Source organism: Mesorhizobium australicum (assembly GCF_900177325.1).
Taxonomy (GTDB): domain Bacteria; phylum Pseudomonadota; class Alphaproteobacteria; order Rhizobiales; family Rhizobiaceae; genus Mesorhizobium_A; species Mesorhizobium_A australicum_A.
Genome location: NZ_FXBL01000004.1, coordinates 1,121,571 through 1,137,462, shown reverse-complemented (window position 1 = coordinate 1,137,462; position 15,892 = coordinate 1,121,571). Strand labels below are relative to the sequence as shown.

Sequence of the window (15,892 nt, the reverse complement as noted above, 5' to 3'; positions counted from 1 at the left end):
CCTCCGAATGCCACCGTCGCAAGCGACATACTGGTTTCCTGCAACAGGACCATGACGGAACGGTGTCGGCAAGATGGTCTGTGGAAAGACCGGTTCTAGGCCGCGGCCGCGTGGCCCTCGATCGCCTCGACCAGTTTTGCCGGATCCAGCGGCTTGGTGACGAATCCGGAGGCACCGTGGGCGAGCACGCCGTGGCGGGTGGCCTCCTGGCTGTCGGCGGACAGCACAACGATCGGAATGGCCGGCAGACCCTTCTCATCCTCGAATTTCCGAATCAGAGCAATGGCGTCGAGACCGTCCATCACCGGCATGTGCAGGTCCATCAGCACCACGTCGTAGCGGCGAACGCTGGCGGTCTCGATCACCGCATCGACCGCCGCCCTGCCATTGGTGACGACGTCGACCGAATGGCCGGCCTTCTGCAGCGCGACGCGGGCGAGCAGCGCGTTGATTTCGTTGTCCTCGGCGAGCAGCACGTTCAGGCGACCGCTGGCCGAGGTGCGGCGACCGGCCGGCCCGGCGGCGCTGGCTGCTCCGCCCGACGTTGCAATCTCGCGCTGGAGAAGCAGGCGCACCAGCGTCTCGCCGCGCACCGGCCGGGCGAGGAATGTCTCGTAGCCGTTGGCGCGGAATTCGGCCAGGCGGCCGCGATCGGTGGGCGCGATGAGCGTGAGCGCGGCGATCTCCCGGTCAACGCCGCCGCGGACCCTCGCCAGCATCCGGCCATCGCTGCTTTCAAGGGCCGCGTCGATGAGCACGGCGCGGGCATCGCTGCCGCGCAGGCGCTCGATCGTCTCCTCCGGCGTGCGGGCGATCGCCGCCGAGCCGCCATGCGCGCGCATGGTGAGGGCGATCGCCTCCGCCTCGATGATGTTGTGGGAGAAGACCACCACGCCGAAACCGGCGAGCGCCCGCGACGGCTGCGCCTCGGCCTCGGTGTCGGCCGGAGCCGGCACGTCGAGCGTGAAGACGGAGCCCTCGCCTTCGGTGCTCTCGACCGTGATCTTGCCGCCCATCGCCTCGGCGATGCGGCGCGAGATCGCAAGGCCAAGGCCCGCTCCGCCGTGCCGGCGGGTCGAGGTGCCGTCGGCCTGCTCGAACTCGCGGAAGATGCGCTCCAGGTCTTCCTCGCGCAGACCCGGCCCGGTGTCGGCGACCGCGAAGGCGATCCGCCGCGCAGCACCTGTTCCCGACGTGGTCACCGAAACCAGCACGCCGCCGTCGTCGGTGAACTTGATCGCATTGCCGATGAGATTGAGCAGCACCTGGCGCAGGCGGCCGGGGTCGGCGAGGAACTGCGCCGGCACGTCGGGCGATACATGGCAGCCGAGCCCGACATTCTTGCCGTAGGCGCGGGCCGCGAGCAGCTCGACGACGTTCTCCACCAGCTCACGCGCCGAGGTCGGCAGCGGTTCGAGCTCGAAGCGCCCGGCCTCGATCTTGGAGAAGTCGAGCAGGTCGTCGATCAGAGCGAGCAGGGCCGACGCCGAGGTCGAGACCGCGCCGACATAGGTCTGCTGCTCGGGCGTGAGCTCGGTGTCGGCGAGCAGCTTGGCCATGCCCATGATGCCGTTCATCGGCGTGCGGATCTCGTGGCTGACCGTGGCGAGAAACTGCGACTTGGCGCGGCTCGCATCCTCCGCGCGGGCCTTGGCCGCAGACATTGACTTCTCGGCCCGCTTGCGCGCGGTGATGTCGCGGGCGATCGCGCGGTGCGAGACAGCGCCGTTCGACTTGTCGCGCACCGACAGCTCGATCCAGGAGAACCAGCGCGTGCCGCCCCCGGTGTGGATCGGCACGTCGGTGGAGCTCAGGCACTCACCGTCGGCGAAGGCGGCGTCGGGCACAAGCCCGACCTCGATGCCGAGCTCTGCGAGGGTGCGGCCGGCGAGATTGCGCGGGCTGGTGCCGAACAGGCCGGCGAAGACGGCGTTGACGTAGACGATGCGGCCGGCGCGGTCGCGATGCACCACAAGGTCGCCGAGCGCGTCGATCAGGCCGTGGAAGCGCTCCTCGCTCTCCTGCATCTCCCACATGCGATCGGCGAGGGTCTCGATCTCGGCATGGGTGCGGGCGGCAGCGTCGTGCTCCCTCGCCCGGCTGCGCTGGAACTGGATCTGGGCCCAGCGCGCCGCGACCAGGCCGGCCAGGCCGGCGCAGACGAGCGCGATCGCGAGGAACAGCGGGCCGCCGGTGAGACGCGAGACGAAGCCGAGCAAGGTCACGCAGGCGCTGATCGTGACCAGCAGCCTGAATGCGAGACGGCCGCTCGCACCCTTCGCGGACACCGGCCCCGCGGAAGGTTCGTCGGCTTTCGGTTCCTGACCCATCGTCATGCGCCGGACGGTAGCCCGGCAGCGATGGAGAAAGGTTTGGGCCGAACGCTAAGATTTTAGCGACAGGCCCGGAAAGCTTGACTTCAGGCTACTTCGCGTCGGCCATGTCGATGACCACGCGGCCGCGGATGCGGCCGTCGATGATCGCCTTCGCCGCGTCGATGATGCCGTCGAAGCCAATTCGGGTGGAGATGGCCGACAGTTTGGCGTGGTCGAGATCGGTGCCGATGCGCTTCCATGCCTCCAGGCGCAGCGCCTTGGGCGCCATGACCGAGTCGATGCCGAGGAGGGAGACGCCGCGCAGGATGAAGGGCGCGACGCTTGTCGGGAGGTCCATGCCCTGCGCCAGGCCGCACGCCGCGATGGCGCCGCCATAGGAGGTCATCGACAGGACGTTGGCGAGCGTGTGGCTGCCGACGGCATCGACGCCGCCCGCCCAGCGCTCCTTGGCGAGCGGCTTGGCCGGTCCGGACAGTTCGTCGCGCGGGATGATCTCGGCCGCGCCGAGTTCCTTCAGATAGGCCTCCTCGGAGACGCGGCCGGTCGAGGCGATGACGTGGTAGCCGAGCTTGGACAGGATCGCGATCGCCACGGAGCCGACGCCGCCGGCCGCGCCCGTCACCACGATCGGGCCGCGATCGGGCGTGATGCCGTGGCGCTCCAGCGCCATCACCGACAGCATGGCGGTATAGCCGGCTGTGCCGACCGACATCGCGTCGAAGACGCTCATTCCGGCCGGCAGCGGCACAAGCCAGTCGCCCTTGACGCGCGAGCGGCCGGCATAGGCGCCGTGATGCGTCTCGCCGGTGCCCCAGCCGTTGAGGATCACCTTGTCGCCGGCCTTCCAGTCGGGATGCGAGGAGGAAAGCACCGTGCCGGCGAAATCGATGCCGGGCACGAGCGGGAAGCGGCGCACGACCGGCGACTTGCCGGTGATCGCGAGGCCGTCCTTGTAGTTGACGGTCGAGGCCTCGACGGCAACGGTCACGTCGCCCTCCATCAGGTCCGCCTCGGTCAGCTCCGTCACCGCGACGGACTGGCGCTTTTCCTCGTCGCGCGAGATGAGGATGGCCTTGAAACGATCGGTCATTGTCGAATTCCTCCGGATGTCTTGGCGATCTTGCGTGTTGGGGAACGGCGTTTCAAGCGCCGTCGGGCGGGTTGCGGCCAGCGCCGGCGGAACCGCGGCGCCAGTCGAGGATCTCCTGCAGCACCACCAGCGCGGCGCCGACCGAGATGAAGGCATCGGCCAGGTTGAAGACGGCAAACGACCAGGTCTGCGTATGGAACAGGACGTAGTCGACCACATAGCCGAGGGTCGAGCGGTCGATGATGTTGCCGAGCGCACCGCCGACGATCAGCGCGAAGCCGGTGCGCGCCAGATGCTGGTGCGGCTCGGCCTTGGCGGCCAGCCAGACGATGAACAGCATCACAACGCCCGTCAGCACGACCATGATCGTGTCGTCGAGGCCGGACAGGAACGAGAAGGCGATGCCGGTGTTGCGCGTATGGTAGAGCGACAACATCGGCATCACGTCGATCCGCTCGTAAAGCTCCATGTTCGCCACGACCAGCTGCTTGATCCACTGGTCCAGCCCGGCGGCCGCGACCGCGACGAGCGCGTAGATCGCAAGGATACGCTTCGACATCAGCGGGCAACGACCTTCAAGGCTTCGCGGCGGATCTCGAACAGCATGATGCCGGTCGCGACCGCGAGGTTGAGCGAATCCGCCCGTCCCGCCTGCGGGATCAGCACCAGCCGGTCGCAGGCGGAGGCCAGCGTCTCGGGCAGGCCCTGCTGCTCGTTGCCCATCAGGAGGAGAACGGGTTTGCCCGCATAGGGAACCGTCCGGTAGTCGACCGCGCCCTTCAGGTGCGTGCCGACGACGAGGCCGCTAAAGCCTTTCCGCCAGGCGAGGAATTCCTGCTCGCCCGCTTTCGCGACGGGCACTGCGAACACCGACCCCATCGTCGCCCGCACGGTCTCGACCGAGAACGGGTCGGTCGTGTCGCCGACGAGGATGACGCCCTTCGCGCCCACCGCATCGGCGGTGCGAATCACCGTGCCGAGATTGCCCGGATCGCGCACCCGGTCGAGCGCAACCCAGACATCGCCGGCGGCCGGGCGAACCTCTGACAGCGGCTTCCAACGCTGCCGGAAGACGCCCACCACCATCTGCGGATTGTCGCGGCGGGTGATCGCGGCCAGCACCTTCTCGGTCACTTCGAGCACCAGGCCGCCAGCGGCGACGGTGCGCGCGGCGACCTTCTCGACCACTGGATTGCCCTTGGCGGACTTGGCGAAGACCAGCGTCTCGATGGTCCAGCCTAGGTCGAGCGCGTCGATGACGAGCTTCAGCCCCTCGGCCATGAAGACATTGCGCTGGTCGCGGAATTTCTTCAGCGCCAGCGATTTGATGTCCTTGACGATCGGGTTGGCGAGGCTCGTGACCTCCTTCACCTGCCCGACGGCGCGCCTTTCGGTCATTTGGCCACCCATCGCGAGAAGAGGGAGGTGGAGAGGGCGCGGCCGGCGGACTTCTCCCGGATGATCAGTTCGCCGGATTCGACCGTGCCGCCCATGCCGGCGAAGATATCTCGCATCAGCGCATGGATGGCGAAGAACGAGGCGCGGATGGAGTAGGCGGTCAGCACCACCGCCAGCGGCTTCGGCGTCAGGATCTGGCGGCAGAGATCGGCCATTGCCGGCAGGTCCTCGAACAGCTGCCAGACCTCCCCCTTGGGGCCGCGGCCATAGGCCGGCGGGTCGAACAGGATGATGTCGTAGCGGCTGTCGCGGCGGGCCTCGCGCTCGACGAATTTCATCGCGTCGTCGCAGATCCAGCGGATCGGCCTGTCGGACAGCCGCGCGATCTCCTGGTTCTCGCGCGCCCAGCCGATCGCCTTCTTCGAGGCGTCGACATGAGTGACCTCGGCGCCGGCACGGGCGGCCACGAGCGAAGCGAGCCCCGTATAGCCGAACAGGTTGAGCACCTTCACCGGCCGGTTCGCGTCACGGATCAGCCCCTCCATGTGGCTCCAGTGCGGAGCCTGCTCGGGGAAGACGCCCACATGGCGGAAGGAGGTGAAACGGCCGAGATAGGAGATGCCGTCATGCGTCATCGGCCAGGTCTCGCCGAGCGGCTGCTTCGGAAAGCGCCAGCGGCCGATACCTTCCTCGTCGGTGTCGCCGGTGAAGACCGCGTCGACATTCGTCCAATCGCGCTCGGGCAGCGCGCGGCGCCAGATCGCCTGCCCTTCGGGGCGCACGATCCGGTAGGGGCCGTATTGCTCCAGCTTCTCGCCGTCGCCGGAATCGAGCAGCGCATAATCTGCATTGGGCAGGACTTCGAGGATCAGCGGCAGGTTCTCCGCCGGCAGCGCACCCGGCCGCCGCGGCACAGGCTGGCGCAGCGCGACGGGAGTCTGAGCGAAACCTTGCCTCGGCTCGGCCTCTGCACGGTCGGATTTCACCCTCGGAGCAGCACCGCCCGGCAGCGGCCGGAACGGCGTCTGCGCCGGCTGTCCCGGTCTTGCCTTCGAAGGCCGACGTTTGTCGCGCGGCGGTTTCAAACCTGATCCATCGTCCCGTGGAGTTCGCGGCTTCTGCCACAGCAAGGGTGAGGCTGCAACCGCGCGACCGGAAAGCCCGCGCGCAGGGTCTCGACGTCAGGCCCGGCCGATCTTTTCGTAGACGGCGATTCCCGCCGCCAGATCTTCCAGCGCCGCGCCGACGGACTTGAACAGCGTGACCTCGTCGGGCGAGCCGCGACCCGGCTTCTCGCCGCGCGCGAGTTCGTGCAGGTCGGCGACGATGTCGTCCTTCGCCAGCACGCCGGATGCGAGCGGCTGGACGATGTCGCCCGCCTCCTTGGTCGCGCCGGCGCGGGTGTCGACATAGACCCGCGCGCGGCGGATCGAGTCGTCGTCCGCCTCGCGCATCGTCGGCGTGAAGCCGCCGACGAGATCGACATGTGCGCCCGGCGATAGCAGCGCGCCCTTGATCAGCGGCTCCGTGGAGATGGTGGCCGCCGAGACGATGTCGGCCCAACCGAGCGCCTCGTCCAGGTCGTGGGCGACCGAGGCGTTCAGCCCCGACTTCTTGAGATCGGCGGCGGTCGCCTCGGCGTTGGCGGCAGTGCGGTTCCAGATGCGGATGTCGGCAATCGGCCGGACCGCCGAATGCGCCCTCGCAAGGAAGCGCGACAGGGCGCCCGCGCCGACGATCAGCAGCTTCGAAGCGTCCTCCCGGGCGAGATAGGTCGCCGCCAGCGCCGACGCGCAGGCCGTGCGCCACTGGGTGAGCCGCTGGCCGTCGATGAGCGCCTGGGGCTCGCCGGTCTTCGCGTCGAGCAGCAGGTAGAGCCCCGTCACGGCGGGCTTGCCGATGGCATTGTTGTCGGGCGAGACGGTGACGATCTTGACGCCGATATGGCCGCCCTCTGAGGTTCCGGCGCGCACCAGATCGCTCCAGGCCGGCATCAAAAGCAGCGTCGGGTTCGTCCCATCGGGCCGCTCGATCGTGTGGTGATGGCGGACGGGCTGCACCGCGCCGTCACGGAACGCGGTGCGCAACGTTTCGACCAGAGGGGCGAAATCGAGGACGCGGTCGACATCTGCGGCCAAGATCATGCGCACGTGGGAATTCTCCGGGATAAGTTCAGTGCCGCGTCGCCGGAACCGAGCCGACGGAAGGGGCCACGGGCGCCGGGGGCACAGGCTTGCGGTCGCTGATCTCCCGCATCAGCGACTGGACCTCGCGCGTCTTGTTGCGCGCCTCCTTGCGGTAGCGGCCCTGCTTCCACCAGGTGGCGAAACTGCCGAGGACGAGACCGACGCCCAGCGCGAGGAAGAGCATCACGAACAGGGGAAGCTGCAGCGTGAGGGCCGGATTGCCCGGATTGAATGGGTCGAGCGTAAAGGCGACCGGCACGCGGTTGGCGACCGCCAGGACGATCAGGATGACCGCGAGCGGGACAAGGACGACGACGAGAAGAACGCGGTTCAGCATGGTCTGCCTGACATAACTGCGGTACTGCCGACGTCAATCCTCGATATTGAGGCGCTCACGCAGTTCCTTGCCGGTCTTGAAGAAAGGCACCCACTTCTCCTCGACCTCGACGGATTCGCCGGTGCGGGGGTTGCGGCCGGTGCGCGCGGGCCGGTTCTTGACCGAAAACGCGCCGAAACCGCGCAGTTCGACGCGACTGCCCGAGGCCAGCGCATCGGTGATCTCCTCGAAGATCGCATTCACGATGTTCTCGACGTCGCGCAGGAAAAGATGCGGGTTGCGATTGGCGATAAGCTGGACAAGTTCGGACTTGATCATGCGACTGCTTCCCCCTTCGAAAACTCACGACTGCAAAGGAACGATGCTTGAAAATCCGTCACTTAGTCCGAGACGGCCGCTGATTTAGGGTGCCAGAGCGACAGCATACCGTCAAGAAAGATGCGGTCCGCGCCGATCTTCTCCAGGAGATCCGCGTCGAGGCCGGGAATACCCAGCAAAGCGGCGATCCGCTGACCGAGCGCGCTCGACAGGAAGAAGTCCGTGGTCGACCTGCGCGGCTTCCACTCGACGATGTCGAGCCCGGAATCGACCCCCTTGGTGACCAGCCAGTCCTTGGCCTTCTCCTCGCCGCCGAGCTCGTCGACCAGCTTGTTCGCCAGCGCCTGGCGGCCGGTGAAGATGGAGCCGTCGGCGAGCGACAGGACCTCGTCGCGCGACAGCGGCCGGCGCTCGTCCACGAGGCCGACGAACCAGTCGTAGGAATCCATGATCATCGCGCGCAGCATCGCCCGCTCCTCGTCGGTGGTGACGTTGAAGGGCGAGGGCTCGGCCTTGAGCGGGGAGGATTTCACCTCGTCGAGCGTGATGCCGATCTTGTCCATCAGGCCGGTGAAGTTGGGAAACTGGACCAGCACGCCGATCGAGCCGACGATGGACGACTGGCGGGCCACGATGTGGTCGGACGCGCTGGCGATCATGTAACCGGCGGAGGCCGCCAGCGTGCCCACCTGGGCGACGGTGGGCTTGGCAGTGGCGAGCTTGCGGACCGCCTCGTAGATCGCCTCTCCGCCTGCGGTCGTGCCGCCGGGCGAATCGATCGACAGGATCACGCCCTTGACGCTGTCGGACTCGGTCACGTCCTTCAGGCGCTTCAGGAGTTCCTCGTCCTCGGTGATGGTGCCCTCGATCTTGACCTTGGCGATGTGGGCGACCGCGGCGCCGCCCAGGCTGTCGCGCATCGCCCAGCCGGTCGAGGCGGCGATGGCCGCGGCGGCGATCAGGATCGCGACGACGCGCCAGAACGTCAGCTTGCGCCGCAGGCGGCGGCGATCAATCATCTCGTCGGCTCTCAGGGCCATGTCGGTCTCGCTCCGGGCGGTTGCGCTCGTCTGTCGATGAGCGTTTCTAGAACAACCCGCGGCGGGTCGCCACCCCGATCCGGTGGCGCATCATGTTGACGCAGCGCACAATTTGCCTCTCGCAACTGCGTTAGGGCAGTCTGGCCCCTGTCATTTCATCCAAAAATAACCATATTGGAATGTAAGAGGCATTTAGAGTTCCGCCGTCGGAAAGCGGACCTATTTCCATGTGCGTTTGGGCAGCGCACAATCAAGCGAAGCCGGAGTATCGACCGCAGGATGACGGCAGCCAAGGCAACAGGTATGGAAAGCGCCGAAACGCGCGCGCTGACGCCTGCCGCGCGAGCGGACGAGGTGTTCGCCCGCGCGCAGCGTCATTCGCGCCTTGTACGGTGGCTGAAGGTATGGCTGCCGGGCCTCGCGGTGGCGGGCGTGGTCGGCTTCATCGGCTGGTCCTATCTGTCGATTCCCACCGTGGCGGGGATCGACATCGAAGGCGCGGCCATCAGCGACGGCAAGCTCGTAATGGCCAATCCGAAGCTCGACGGCTTCACCAGGGACAAGCTGCCCTACACGATGACGGCCGTCCGCGCGATCCAGGATCTCGGCAACACCAGCGTCATCCATCTCGAGGGCATCGACGCCAAGCTGCCGGTGGATCCGAAGAACACGGCCAAGGTCGTCGCCAAGAGCGGCGTCTACGACAACGGCAACAATACGCTGGTGATCGACAGCCCGATGACGGTGACGACCACCGACGGCATGACCGCCAACCTGAACTCGGCCAATCTGGATATGAATGCCGGCACGATGTCGACGGGCGACCCGGTCGAGATCCTGCTGAACGGGTCGAAGATCAAGGCGCTGTCGATGAACATGGCCGACAACGGCCGCGTGATCGTGTTCGAGAATCGCGTGCGCGTCGACATCGAACCCAGCAAGAAATCAGGCGAGGCGGCGAGTGGGGGCGGCAATGCGTACAACTAGGCTTCTGGCCGGCCTTTGCGCCGGCCTCGCGCTTATGGCGACGGGCGCGCTGGCCCAGGAACGGACAGGCAATTTCTCCGGCCTCCAGCTCCAGGGCGACAAGCCCATCCAGATCGAGAGCGACAAGCTCGAGGTGCGCGACACCGAGAGCATCGCCATCTTCACCGGCAATGTCAGCGTCGTGCAGGGCGACACGCTGCTGAAGTCGGGCAAGATGACCGTGCACTACAAGAAGAAGGAAGGCGCGGAGGCGTCGTCCACCACGATGCCCGGCGGCGGCAACATCGAGCGGATGGAAGTCGACGGCAAGGTCTACGTGAAGACGAAGACCCAGGTCGCGACCGGCGACCGCGGCACGTTCGACATGGCCACCGAGATCATGACGCTCACCGGCAGCGAGGTCGTCCTCACCGAGGGGCAGAACGTGATCGTCGGCTGCAAGCTGACCGTCGAGATGAAGTCCGGCGCGGCGAAGCTGGAAGGCTGCGGCAGCGGCTCGGGACGCGTCAAGATGCTGCTCACCCCCGAGAAGCAGGGCCAATAGCGCTTGAATTCGATGCCGGACCCGAAAAAGGGCGTGAAGGCCGCTGCCGAGGCGCGGCCCACGATCGCCTCCGACAAGGCGCACGCCAAGGGCACGCTGATCGCGCGCGGGCTGACCAAGAGCTACAAGGGCCGCGACGTGGTGCGCGGCGTCTCGATCGGCGTGCGCGCCGGCGAGGCGGTGGGGCTTCTCGGTCCCAACGGCGCGGGCAAGACGACCTGCTTCTACATGGTCACGGGGCTGGTGCCCGTCGACAAGGGCACGATCGAGCTGGACGGGTTCGACGTCACGAGCATGCCGATGTACCGCCGCGCGCGGCTCGGCATCGGCTATCTGCCGCAGGAGGCGTCGATCTTCCGCGGCCTCTCGGTCGAGAACAACATCCGCGCCGTGCTTGAAGTCGTGGAGAAGAACAAGGCGGAGCGCGAGCGGTCGCTCGACGCGCTGCTCGAGGAGTTTCATATCTCGCATCTGCGCAAATCGCCGTCCATCGCGCTGTCCGGCGGCGAGCGCCGGCGGCTCGAGATCGCGCGCGCGCTTGCCAGCCGGCCGACCTTCATGCTGCTCGACGAGCCCTTCGCGGGCATCGACCCGATCGCGGTGGCCGACATCCAGCAGCTTGTCCGGCACCTGACCAGCCGCGGCATCGGCGTGCTGATCACAGACCACAATGTCCGCGAGACACTGGGTCTGATCGACCGCGCCTACATCCTGCACGCAGGCGAAGTGCTGACCCACGGCCGCGCTGCCGACATCATCAACAACCCCGATGTGCGCCGACTTTACCTCGGCGAGAGCTTTACCCTTTAGGAAGGTCGGGCTGCTAGCCTTGACAAGCAAGAGCTGGGCCAGTTTCATTGCCCGGCAAATCCCGGCCGGGTGGAATCTCGTGGCCTGGATCAGGGTGGGGTCGAGTCCGGTAGATGGCGTTAGCAGCCAAGCTTCAGATGCGACAGTCGCAGGCGCTCGTCATGACGCCGCAGCTGATGCAGTCGATCCGTCTGCTGCAATACACCCACACCGAGCTGGAACGGTTCATCGACGAGGAGATCGAGCGCAACCCCCTGCTCGAACGCGTGTCGGACGAGGCGTCGGGCGGCGAGGATGGGCCAGAGGCCGCGCCCCTTCCGGACGAGCCTTCGTCCGACTGGCTGGAGCCGGAGCTCGAATGGAGCGCCGAGACCATTTCAGACAAGCTCGACAGCACGCTCGAGAACGTCTTCCCCGACGAGCCGGGCGCGATCGACCGTCTGGGTCCGGACCTCGCCGCACAATGGAAATCGAACAGCAACGGTAAGCAGCCGGCGAGCGAGGGCTTCGACCTGGACGCAGTCGCCGCCCGTCCGGTGACGCTCCGGGACCATATCGCCGAGCAGATTTCCTTCGCCTTCGTCGATCCGGTCGACCGGATGATCGCCGCCGATCTTGCCGATTCGCTCGACGAGGCGGGTTATTTCCGCGGCGACGTCGCGGAAACCGCCGAGCGGCTCGACATCGCGGCCAGGGTGGTCGAGCGCGTGCTCGGCGTGTGCCAGACCTTCGATCCGGTGGGCATCTTCGGCCGCGATCTCGCCGAATGCCTGTCGCTGCAGCTGCGCGCCCGCAACAGGCTCGATCCGGCCATGGCCAAGCTTCTGGCGCATCTCGAACTCCTCGCCCGGCGCGATTTCCAGGCGCTGCGCCGCATCTGCGGCGTCGACGAGGAGGACCTGATCGACATGCTGGCGGAAATCCGGGCGCTCGATCCCAAGCCCGGGCTGGCCTTTTCCACAGGGCCGACGACCAGTATCATCGCCGATGTTATCGTGAAGGCCGCGCCCGATGGCAGCTGGACGATCGAGCTCAACCCGGAAACCCTGCCCCGCGTGCTGGTCGACCAGGCCTATTACACGCGGGTGAATGCGACCGCGCGCAACGCCGGCGAAAAGGATTTCCTGGCCGAGTGCCTGCAGAACGCCAACTGGCTGACCCGCAGCCTCGACCAGCGGGCCAGGACGATCCTCAAGGTCACGGCGGAGATCGTGCGCCAGCAGGACGGCTTCCTCGCGCATGGTGTGAGCCATCTTCGGCCGCTGAACCTGCGCACGGTCGCCGACGCCATCGGCATGCACGAATCGACCGTGTCGCGGGTGACCTCGAACAAATACATGCTGACCCCGCGTGGCGTGTTCGAGCTGCGCTACTTCTTCACCGCCTCGATCGCGTCGGCCGAGGGCGGCGACGCGCACTCGTCCGAGGCGGTCCGCCACCGCATCCGCAGCCTGATCGAACAGGAACAGTCGGCGGACGTGCTGTCCGACGACGCGATTGTGGATATCCTGCGGAAAACCGGCATCGACATCGCGCGCCGGACGGTCGCCAAATACCGGGAGGGCATGAATATTCCGTCCTCCGTGCAGCGCCGCCGGGAAAAGCGCGCGATGGCCTTCGCCAACGCCTGAGCGGCAATGTGGCACTCAGACGCCGTTGCGTCCGCCCGGCCTTCGTTGACATCCAGAGACGGAGTCTCTAGAAGCCCCGCCGCATGGAACGGGCGCCGGTTGCCAGCACTGCCGAGAGAGCAGGGTGCGATGCGGCCAATGCAGGACCTTGAACCGAACTCCGGCTGAAAAGCCGACACAAACCTTGTGCACCGCCGTCACAGGTATAAGATTCGTCCAGTTCGAAAACGGTCAAAAGAGGTCAATTCTCAAATGAACCTGCGAATTTCGGGCAAGCAGATGGAAATCGGCGATGCGTTCCGCGGACGCATCGAGGAACGCATCACCGACGCGGTTGCCAAATATTTCGACGGCGGGTTCTCAGGGCATGTGACGGTCGAGAAACAGGGGTCGCGCTTCACCGCCGACTGCATCGTGCATCTCGACACCGGGCTGACCCTGCAGGCCACCGGGCAGGGCCAGGATCCGGTTCCGGCCTTCGAAGCCGCCGCTGAACGAATCGAAAAACGCCTGCGGCGCTACAATCGCAGGCTGAAATCTTACAATTCCAGCAATTCCAACGGCAACGCGACCGACATGTCGTATCGCGTGATGGAAGCCCTCCCCGACGATGACGAGGAGATACCCGCCGACTACGCCCCGGCCATCGTGGCGGAAAGCGTTTTGTCCCTGCGTTCCATGTCCGTCGCCTCAGCCGTCATCGAGCTGGACGCGAAGGACAGCCCGGTGTTCGTCTTCCGCAATTCGGGAAGCGACCAGTTGAACATCGTCTACCGCCGGCCCGACGGAAACATCGGCTGGATCGACCCGTCGCTGCAGACCCGCGGCACCTAATCCACGCGCTCTCCAGGGCGCAATTGTGCGATTCGCGCGGCGGCCCGAAGCGGAAGCAGGGGAAGAACAATGGACCTGAGCGACCTGATCGACCAAAAGGCGATCATGCCCTCGCTGCGAGCAAACTCGAAGAAGCAGCTTCTGCAGCTCCTTTCCGAGAAGGCCGCCGAAATGACCGGCATTCCCGAGCGGGAAGTTTTTGACACGATCCTCCAGCGGGAGCGCCTCGGCTCGACCGGCGTCGGCAACGGCATCGCGATCCCGCACGGCAAGCTCGCCGGCGTGAAGAAGATCACCGGGCTTTTCGCCCGGCTCGAGCAGCCGGTTGAATTCGAGGCGCTGGACGACCAGCCGGTGGACCTTGTCTTCCTCCTCCTGGCCCCCGAAGGCGCCGGAGCGGATCATCTCAAGGCCCTGTCGCGCATCGCGCGGGTGCTGCGGGATGGCGACACGGTTGCGAAGATCCGCGCGACCGCGGACCCGGCCGCCATCCATTCATTCCTGTCTGAGACCCCGGCCTCCCACGCCGCGTGAAAGGCCGTTCCGGTCAGTGGAGACTGACAGGCGTCAGGTCGTTCTGGAACGCACCGGCCAGCGCGGTGTCGCGGGCGTCGCTCAGCAGGATCGGCTGGCCGTTGGCCGCGAACAGCGCCCACAGCTTCAGCCCGGATTCCAGTTCGGGCATGCCGGGGAAGCGCGCGGTGAGCTCATCGCTGCCGATTTCGCGCAGGTAGGCAAGGGCGCCCTCGCCCACATGGGCCAGTTCGGCTTGGGTGATGTTGATCTTTTCATTCGTCATGTCAGCCTCCTAAAGGCGGGCGTCCTTCATCGGACCAACCCGCGCCAGAGCTTCCGGTTCCGCACCAGGGTGCACGACCCGGTCAGTCTTTCACCGAGATGTTTATTTTTCGTACCAGCCGCTCGGGTTCCGGCCGGTCGAGGTCGATCGCAAGAAGCCCGTTCTTGAGCTCCGCTCCGACCACGCGCATTCCGTCCGCGAGAAGAAAGGTGCGCTGGAACTGGCGCGACGCTATTCCCCGGTGGAGGAATTCCCGCGGCTCCTCGTCCTGCTGCCTGCCTCTCACCCAGAGCTGGTTCTCTTCGATCGAGACATCGAGGTCCGATTCGGAGAAGCCTGCGACGGCAAGGGTGATGCGCAGCCTCTCGGCCGCACCTTCGCTCCTGACCCGCTCGATGTTGTAGGGCGGATAGCCGTCGCCGGATTTGGCGACGCGCTCCAGCGTCTTTTCCATGGCCTCGAAACCCAGCATCAGCGGGTTCGAGAAGGGCGTCACACGCGACATGTCATGTCCTCTTCGAGAGCGACCTGAAAAGCGCCCGAACCCGGATGGCATTCCGGCGCGTGCCTCTGATATGGTCCGCGCCGCCCTCCAGTTCAAGGCGCCAGAAAGACGCTGCGGAGGGCCGAGAAGGGAAACATGGCAGACACGCAGAAGATCATCATCGACACCGATCCGGGACAGGACGACGCCGTCGCCATCCTGCTGGCGCTGGCGAGCCCCGAGCTCGACATCCTCGGCATCACGGCGGTGGCCGGAAACGTGCCGCTGAAGCTGACCGAGAAGAACGCCCGCAAGATCTGCGAACTGGCAGGCAAGCCCGAGACGAAGGTGTTCGCAGGCGCCATCCGTCCGCTGGCGCGCACGCTGGTGACGGCGGAAGAGGTGCATGGCCAGACGGGCCTCAACGGGCCGGTGCTGCCCGAGCCGACGATGAAGCTGCAGGAGCAGTACGCCGTCGACTTCATCGTCGAGACGCTGATGGCCGAGGAGCCCGGCACGGTGACGCTGTGCCCGCTGGGGCCGCTCACCAACATCGCGCTGGCGCTGATCCGCGAACCGAAGATCGCGAAGCGAATCAAAAAGATCGTGCTGATGGGCGGCGGCTTCTTCGAGGGCGGCAACGTGACCCCTGCGGCCGAGTTCAACATTTATGTCGACCCGCAGGCCGCCGACGTGGTGTTCCGCTCGGGCGTGCCGATCGTGATGATGCCGCTCGACGTCACCCACAAGGCGCTGACCAAGGCCGTGCGGGTGAAGCGGTTCCGGGATCTGGGAACCCGTGTCGGCATCGCGACCGCGGAGATGCTCGAATTTTTCGAGCGCTTCGACGAGCAGAAATACGGCTCCGACGGCGGCCCGCTGCACGACCCTTGCGTGATCGCCTATCTCCTGAAGCCGGAGCTGTTCTCGGGCCGCGACTGCAACGTGACGGTGGAAACTGCCTCGGAACTGACGATGGGCATGACCGTCATCGACTGGTGGAGCGTGACAAAACGGCCGAAGAACGCGCTGGTGATGCGCGACATCGACCACGACGGCTTCTTCGCGCTGCTGGTGGAGCGGTTGGGGCGGCTTTAG

Annotated in this window: 18 protein-coding genes; 7 read left to right on the top strand and 11 right to left on the bottom strand. The window is 66.4% G+C overall.

Annotated elements, in window-relative coordinates:
• Positions 1-95: 95 nt before the first annotated feature.
• The 9 genes from B9Z03_RS07945 to sppA all read right to left on the bottom strand — a co-directional run bounded on the left by B9Z03_RS07945 (position 96) and on the right by sppA (position 8,705).
• The gene (locus tag B9Z03_RS07945; RefSeq protein WP_244561686.1) at positions 96-2,330 is read right to left on the bottom strand and encodes an ATP-binding protein; all 2,235 of its coding nucleotides are present in this window, start codon (positions 2,328-2,330) and stop codon (positions 96-98) included.
• A gap of 94 nt (positions 2,331-2,424) precedes the next feature.
• On the bottom strand, positions 2,425-3,426 hold the full coding sequence (locus B9Z03_RS07940) for an acrylyl-CoA reductase (NADPH) (protein WP_085463717.1): 1,002 nt from the start codon (positions 3,424-3,426) through the stop codon (positions 2,425-2,427).
• 52 nt (positions 3,427-3,478) lie between these two features.
• Entirely contained in the window at positions 3,479-3,985 is a 507-nt protein-coding gene (lspA, locus tag B9Z03_RS07935; RefSeq protein WP_085463716.1) for a signal peptidase II, read from the bottom strand.
• Positions 3,985-4,824 (bottom strand): TrmH family RNA methyltransferase, encoded by an 840-nt coding sequence (locus B9Z03_RS07930; protein WP_085463715.1) that lies wholly within the window; start codon positions 4,822-4,824, stop codon positions 3,985-3,987. The genes lspA and B9Z03_RS07930 overlap by 1 nt, the downstream gene beginning before the upstream one ends.
• On the bottom strand, positions 4,821-5,909 hold the full coding sequence (locus B9Z03_RS07925; RefSeq protein WP_085463714.1) for a class I SAM-dependent rRNA methyltransferase: 1,089 nt from the start codon (positions 5,907-5,909) through the stop codon (positions 4,821-4,823). Before B9Z03_RS07925 ends, B9Z03_RS07930 begins: the two co-directional genes overlap by 4 nt.
• Positions 5,910-6,005: 96 nt before the next feature.
• Positions 6,006-6,968, bottom strand: coding sequence for a bifunctional Delta(1)-pyrroline-2-carboxylate/Delta(1)-piperideine-2-carboxylate reductase (locus B9Z03_RS07920; protein WP_085463713.1), 963 nt, complete (start codon positions 6,966-6,968; stop codon positions 6,006-6,008).
• Positions 6,969-6,996: 28 nt separating this feature from the next.
• Positions 6,997-7,347 (bottom strand): LapA family protein, encoded by a 351-nt coding sequence (locus tag B9Z03_RS07915; protein WP_085463712.1) that lies wholly within the window; start codon positions 7,345-7,347, stop codon positions 6,997-6,999.
• Between the two features lie 33 nt (positions 7,348-7,380).
• Positions 7,381-7,665 carry an integration host factor subunit beta gene (locus B9Z03_RS07910; protein WP_085463711.1) on the bottom strand — a complete coding sequence of 95 codons (285 nt, stop codon included), beginning with the start codon at positions 7,663-7,665 and terminating at the stop codon, positions 7,381-7,383.
• A gap of 62 nt (positions 7,666-7,727) precedes the next feature.
• Positions 7,728-8,705, bottom strand: coding sequence for a signal peptide peptidase SppA (gene sppA, locus B9Z03_RS07905; protein ID WP_085463710.1), 978 nt, complete (start codon positions 8,703-8,705; stop codon positions 7,728-7,730).
• A 303-nt stretch (positions 8,706-9,008) separates the two neighbouring features.
• Between sppA and lptC the strand changes: the two genes are divergently transcribed.
• The 6 genes from lptC to ptsN all read left to right on the top strand — a co-directional run bounded on the left by lptC (position 9,009) and on the right by ptsN (position 14,045).
• Complete coding sequence (lptC, locus tag B9Z03_RS07900) at positions 9,009-9,692, top strand: LPS export ABC transporter periplasmic protein LptC (protein ID WP_139832445.1); 684 nt, start codon at positions 9,009-9,011, stop codon at positions 9,690-9,692.
• A complete protein-coding gene (locus B9Z03_RS07895; protein WP_085463708.1) occupies positions 9,679-10,236 on the top strand; it encodes an LptA/OstA family protein in 558 nt (185 codons plus the stop codon). Before lptC ends, B9Z03_RS07895 begins: the two co-directional genes overlap by 14 nt.
• A gap of 12 nt (positions 10,237-10,248) precedes the next feature.
• Entirely contained in the window at positions 10,249-11,046 is a 798-nt protein-coding gene (gene lptB / locus B9Z03_RS07890) for an LPS export ABC transporter ATP-binding protein (protein WP_085463707.1), read from the top strand.
• A gap of 113 nt (positions 11,047-11,159) precedes the next feature.
• Positions 11,160-12,677: an RNA polymerase factor sigma-54 gene (rpoN, locus tag B9Z03_RS07885; RefSeq protein ID WP_085463706.1), complete on the top strand. Its 1,518-nt coding sequence runs from the start codon at positions 11,160-11,162 to the stop codon at positions 12,675-12,677.
• 252 nt (positions 12,678-12,929) lie between these two features.
• Positions 12,930-13,511, top strand: a complete 582-nt coding sequence (gene hpf, locus B9Z03_RS07880) for a ribosome hibernation-promoting factor, HPF/YfiA family (protein WP_085463705.1) — start codon at positions 12,930-12,932, stop codon at positions 13,509-13,511.
• 69 nt (positions 13,512-13,580) lie between these two features.
• Positions 13,581-14,045, top strand: coding sequence for a PTS IIA-like nitrogen regulatory protein PtsN (ptsN, locus tag B9Z03_RS07875; RefSeq protein ID WP_085463704.1), 465 nt, complete (start codon positions 13,581-13,583; stop codon positions 14,043-14,045).
• Between the two features lie 13 nt (positions 14,046-14,058).
• Here the strand turns inward: ptsN and B9Z03_RS07870 are convergent, their stop codons facing one another.
• Positions 14,059-14,310, bottom strand: coding sequence for a BQ00720 family protein (locus B9Z03_RS07870; protein ID WP_085463703.1), 252 nt, complete (start codon positions 14,308-14,310; stop codon positions 14,059-14,061).
• Between the two features lie 82 nt (positions 14,311-14,392).
• Entirely contained in the window at positions 14,393-14,815 is a 423-nt protein-coding gene (locus tag B9Z03_RS07865; protein WP_085463702.1) for an Hsp20 family protein, read from the bottom strand.
• 135 nt (positions 14,816-14,950) lie between these two features.
• Between B9Z03_RS07865 and B9Z03_RS07860 the strand changes: the two genes are divergently transcribed.
• Positions 14,951-15,892, top strand: a complete 942-nt coding sequence (locus tag B9Z03_RS07860) for a nucleoside hydrolase (protein ID WP_085463701.1) — start codon at positions 14,951-14,953, stop codon at positions 15,890-15,892.

Bases quoted from the DNA above. Each gene is read 5' to 3' on its own strand.
- B9Z03_RS07945 (WP_244561686.1), bottom strand. From the start codon at position 2,330: ATGGGTCAGGAACCGAAAGCCGACGAACCTTCCGCGGGGCCGGTGTCC.
- B9Z03_RS07940 (WP_085463717.1), bottom strand. From the start codon at position 3,426: ATGACCGATCGTTTCAAGGCCATCCTCATCTCGCGCGACGAGGAAAAG.
- lspA (WP_085463716.1), bottom strand. From the start codon at position 3,985: ATGTCGAAGCGTATCCTTGCGATCTACGCGCTCGTCGCGGTCGCGGCC.
- B9Z03_RS07930 (WP_085463715.1), bottom strand. From the start codon at position 4,824: ATGACCGAAAGGCGCGCCGTCGGGCAGGTGAAGGAGGTCACGAGCCTC.
- B9Z03_RS07920 (WP_085463713.1), bottom strand. From the start codon at position 6,968: ATGATCTTGGCCGCAGATGTCGACCGCGTCCTCGATTTCGCCCCTCTG.
- B9Z03_RS07915 (WP_085463712.1), bottom strand. From the start codon at position 7,347: ATGCTGAACCGCGTTCTTCTCGTCGTCGTCCTTGTCCCGCTCGCGGTC.
- B9Z03_RS07910 (WP_085463711.1), bottom strand. From the start codon at position 7,665: ATGATCAAGTCCGAACTTGTCCAGCTTATCGCCAATCGCAACCCGCAT.
- sppA (WP_085463710.1), bottom strand. From the start codon at position 8,705: ATGGCCCTGAGAGCCGACGAGATGATTGATCGCCGCCGCCTGCGGCGC.
- lptC (WP_139832445.1), top strand. From the start codon at position 9,009: ATGGAAAGCGCCGAAACGCGCGCGCTGACGCCTGCCGCGCGAGCGGAC.
- B9Z03_RS07895 (WP_085463708.1), top strand. From the start codon at position 9,679: ATGCGTACAACTAGGCTTCTGGCCGGCCTTTGCGCCGGCCTCGCGCTT.
- lptB (WP_085463707.1), top strand. From the start codon at position 10,249: ATGCCGGACCCGAAAAAGGGCGTGAAGGCCGCTGCCGAGGCGCGGCCC.
- rpoN (WP_085463706.1), top strand. From the start codon at position 11,160: ATGGCGTTAGCAGCCAAGCTTCAGATGCGACAGTCGCAGGCGCTCGTC.
- hpf (WP_085463705.1), top strand. From the start codon at position 12,930: ATGAACCTGCGAATTTCGGGCAAGCAGATGGAAATCGGCGATGCGTTC.
- ptsN (WP_085463704.1), top strand. From the start codon at position 13,581: ATGGACCTGAGCGACCTGATCGACCAAAAGGCGATCATGCCCTCGCTG.
- B9Z03_RS07870 (WP_085463703.1), bottom strand. From the start codon at position 14,310: ATGACGAATGAAAAGATCAACATCACCCAAGCCGAACTGGCCCATGTG.
- B9Z03_RS07865 (WP_085463702.1), bottom strand. From the start codon at position 14,815: ATGTCGCGTGTGACGCCCTTCTCGAACCCGCTGATGCTGGGTTTCGAG.
- B9Z03_RS07860 (WP_085463701.1), top strand. From the start codon at position 14,951: ATGGCAGACACGCAGAAGATCATCATCGACACCGATCCGGGACAGGAC.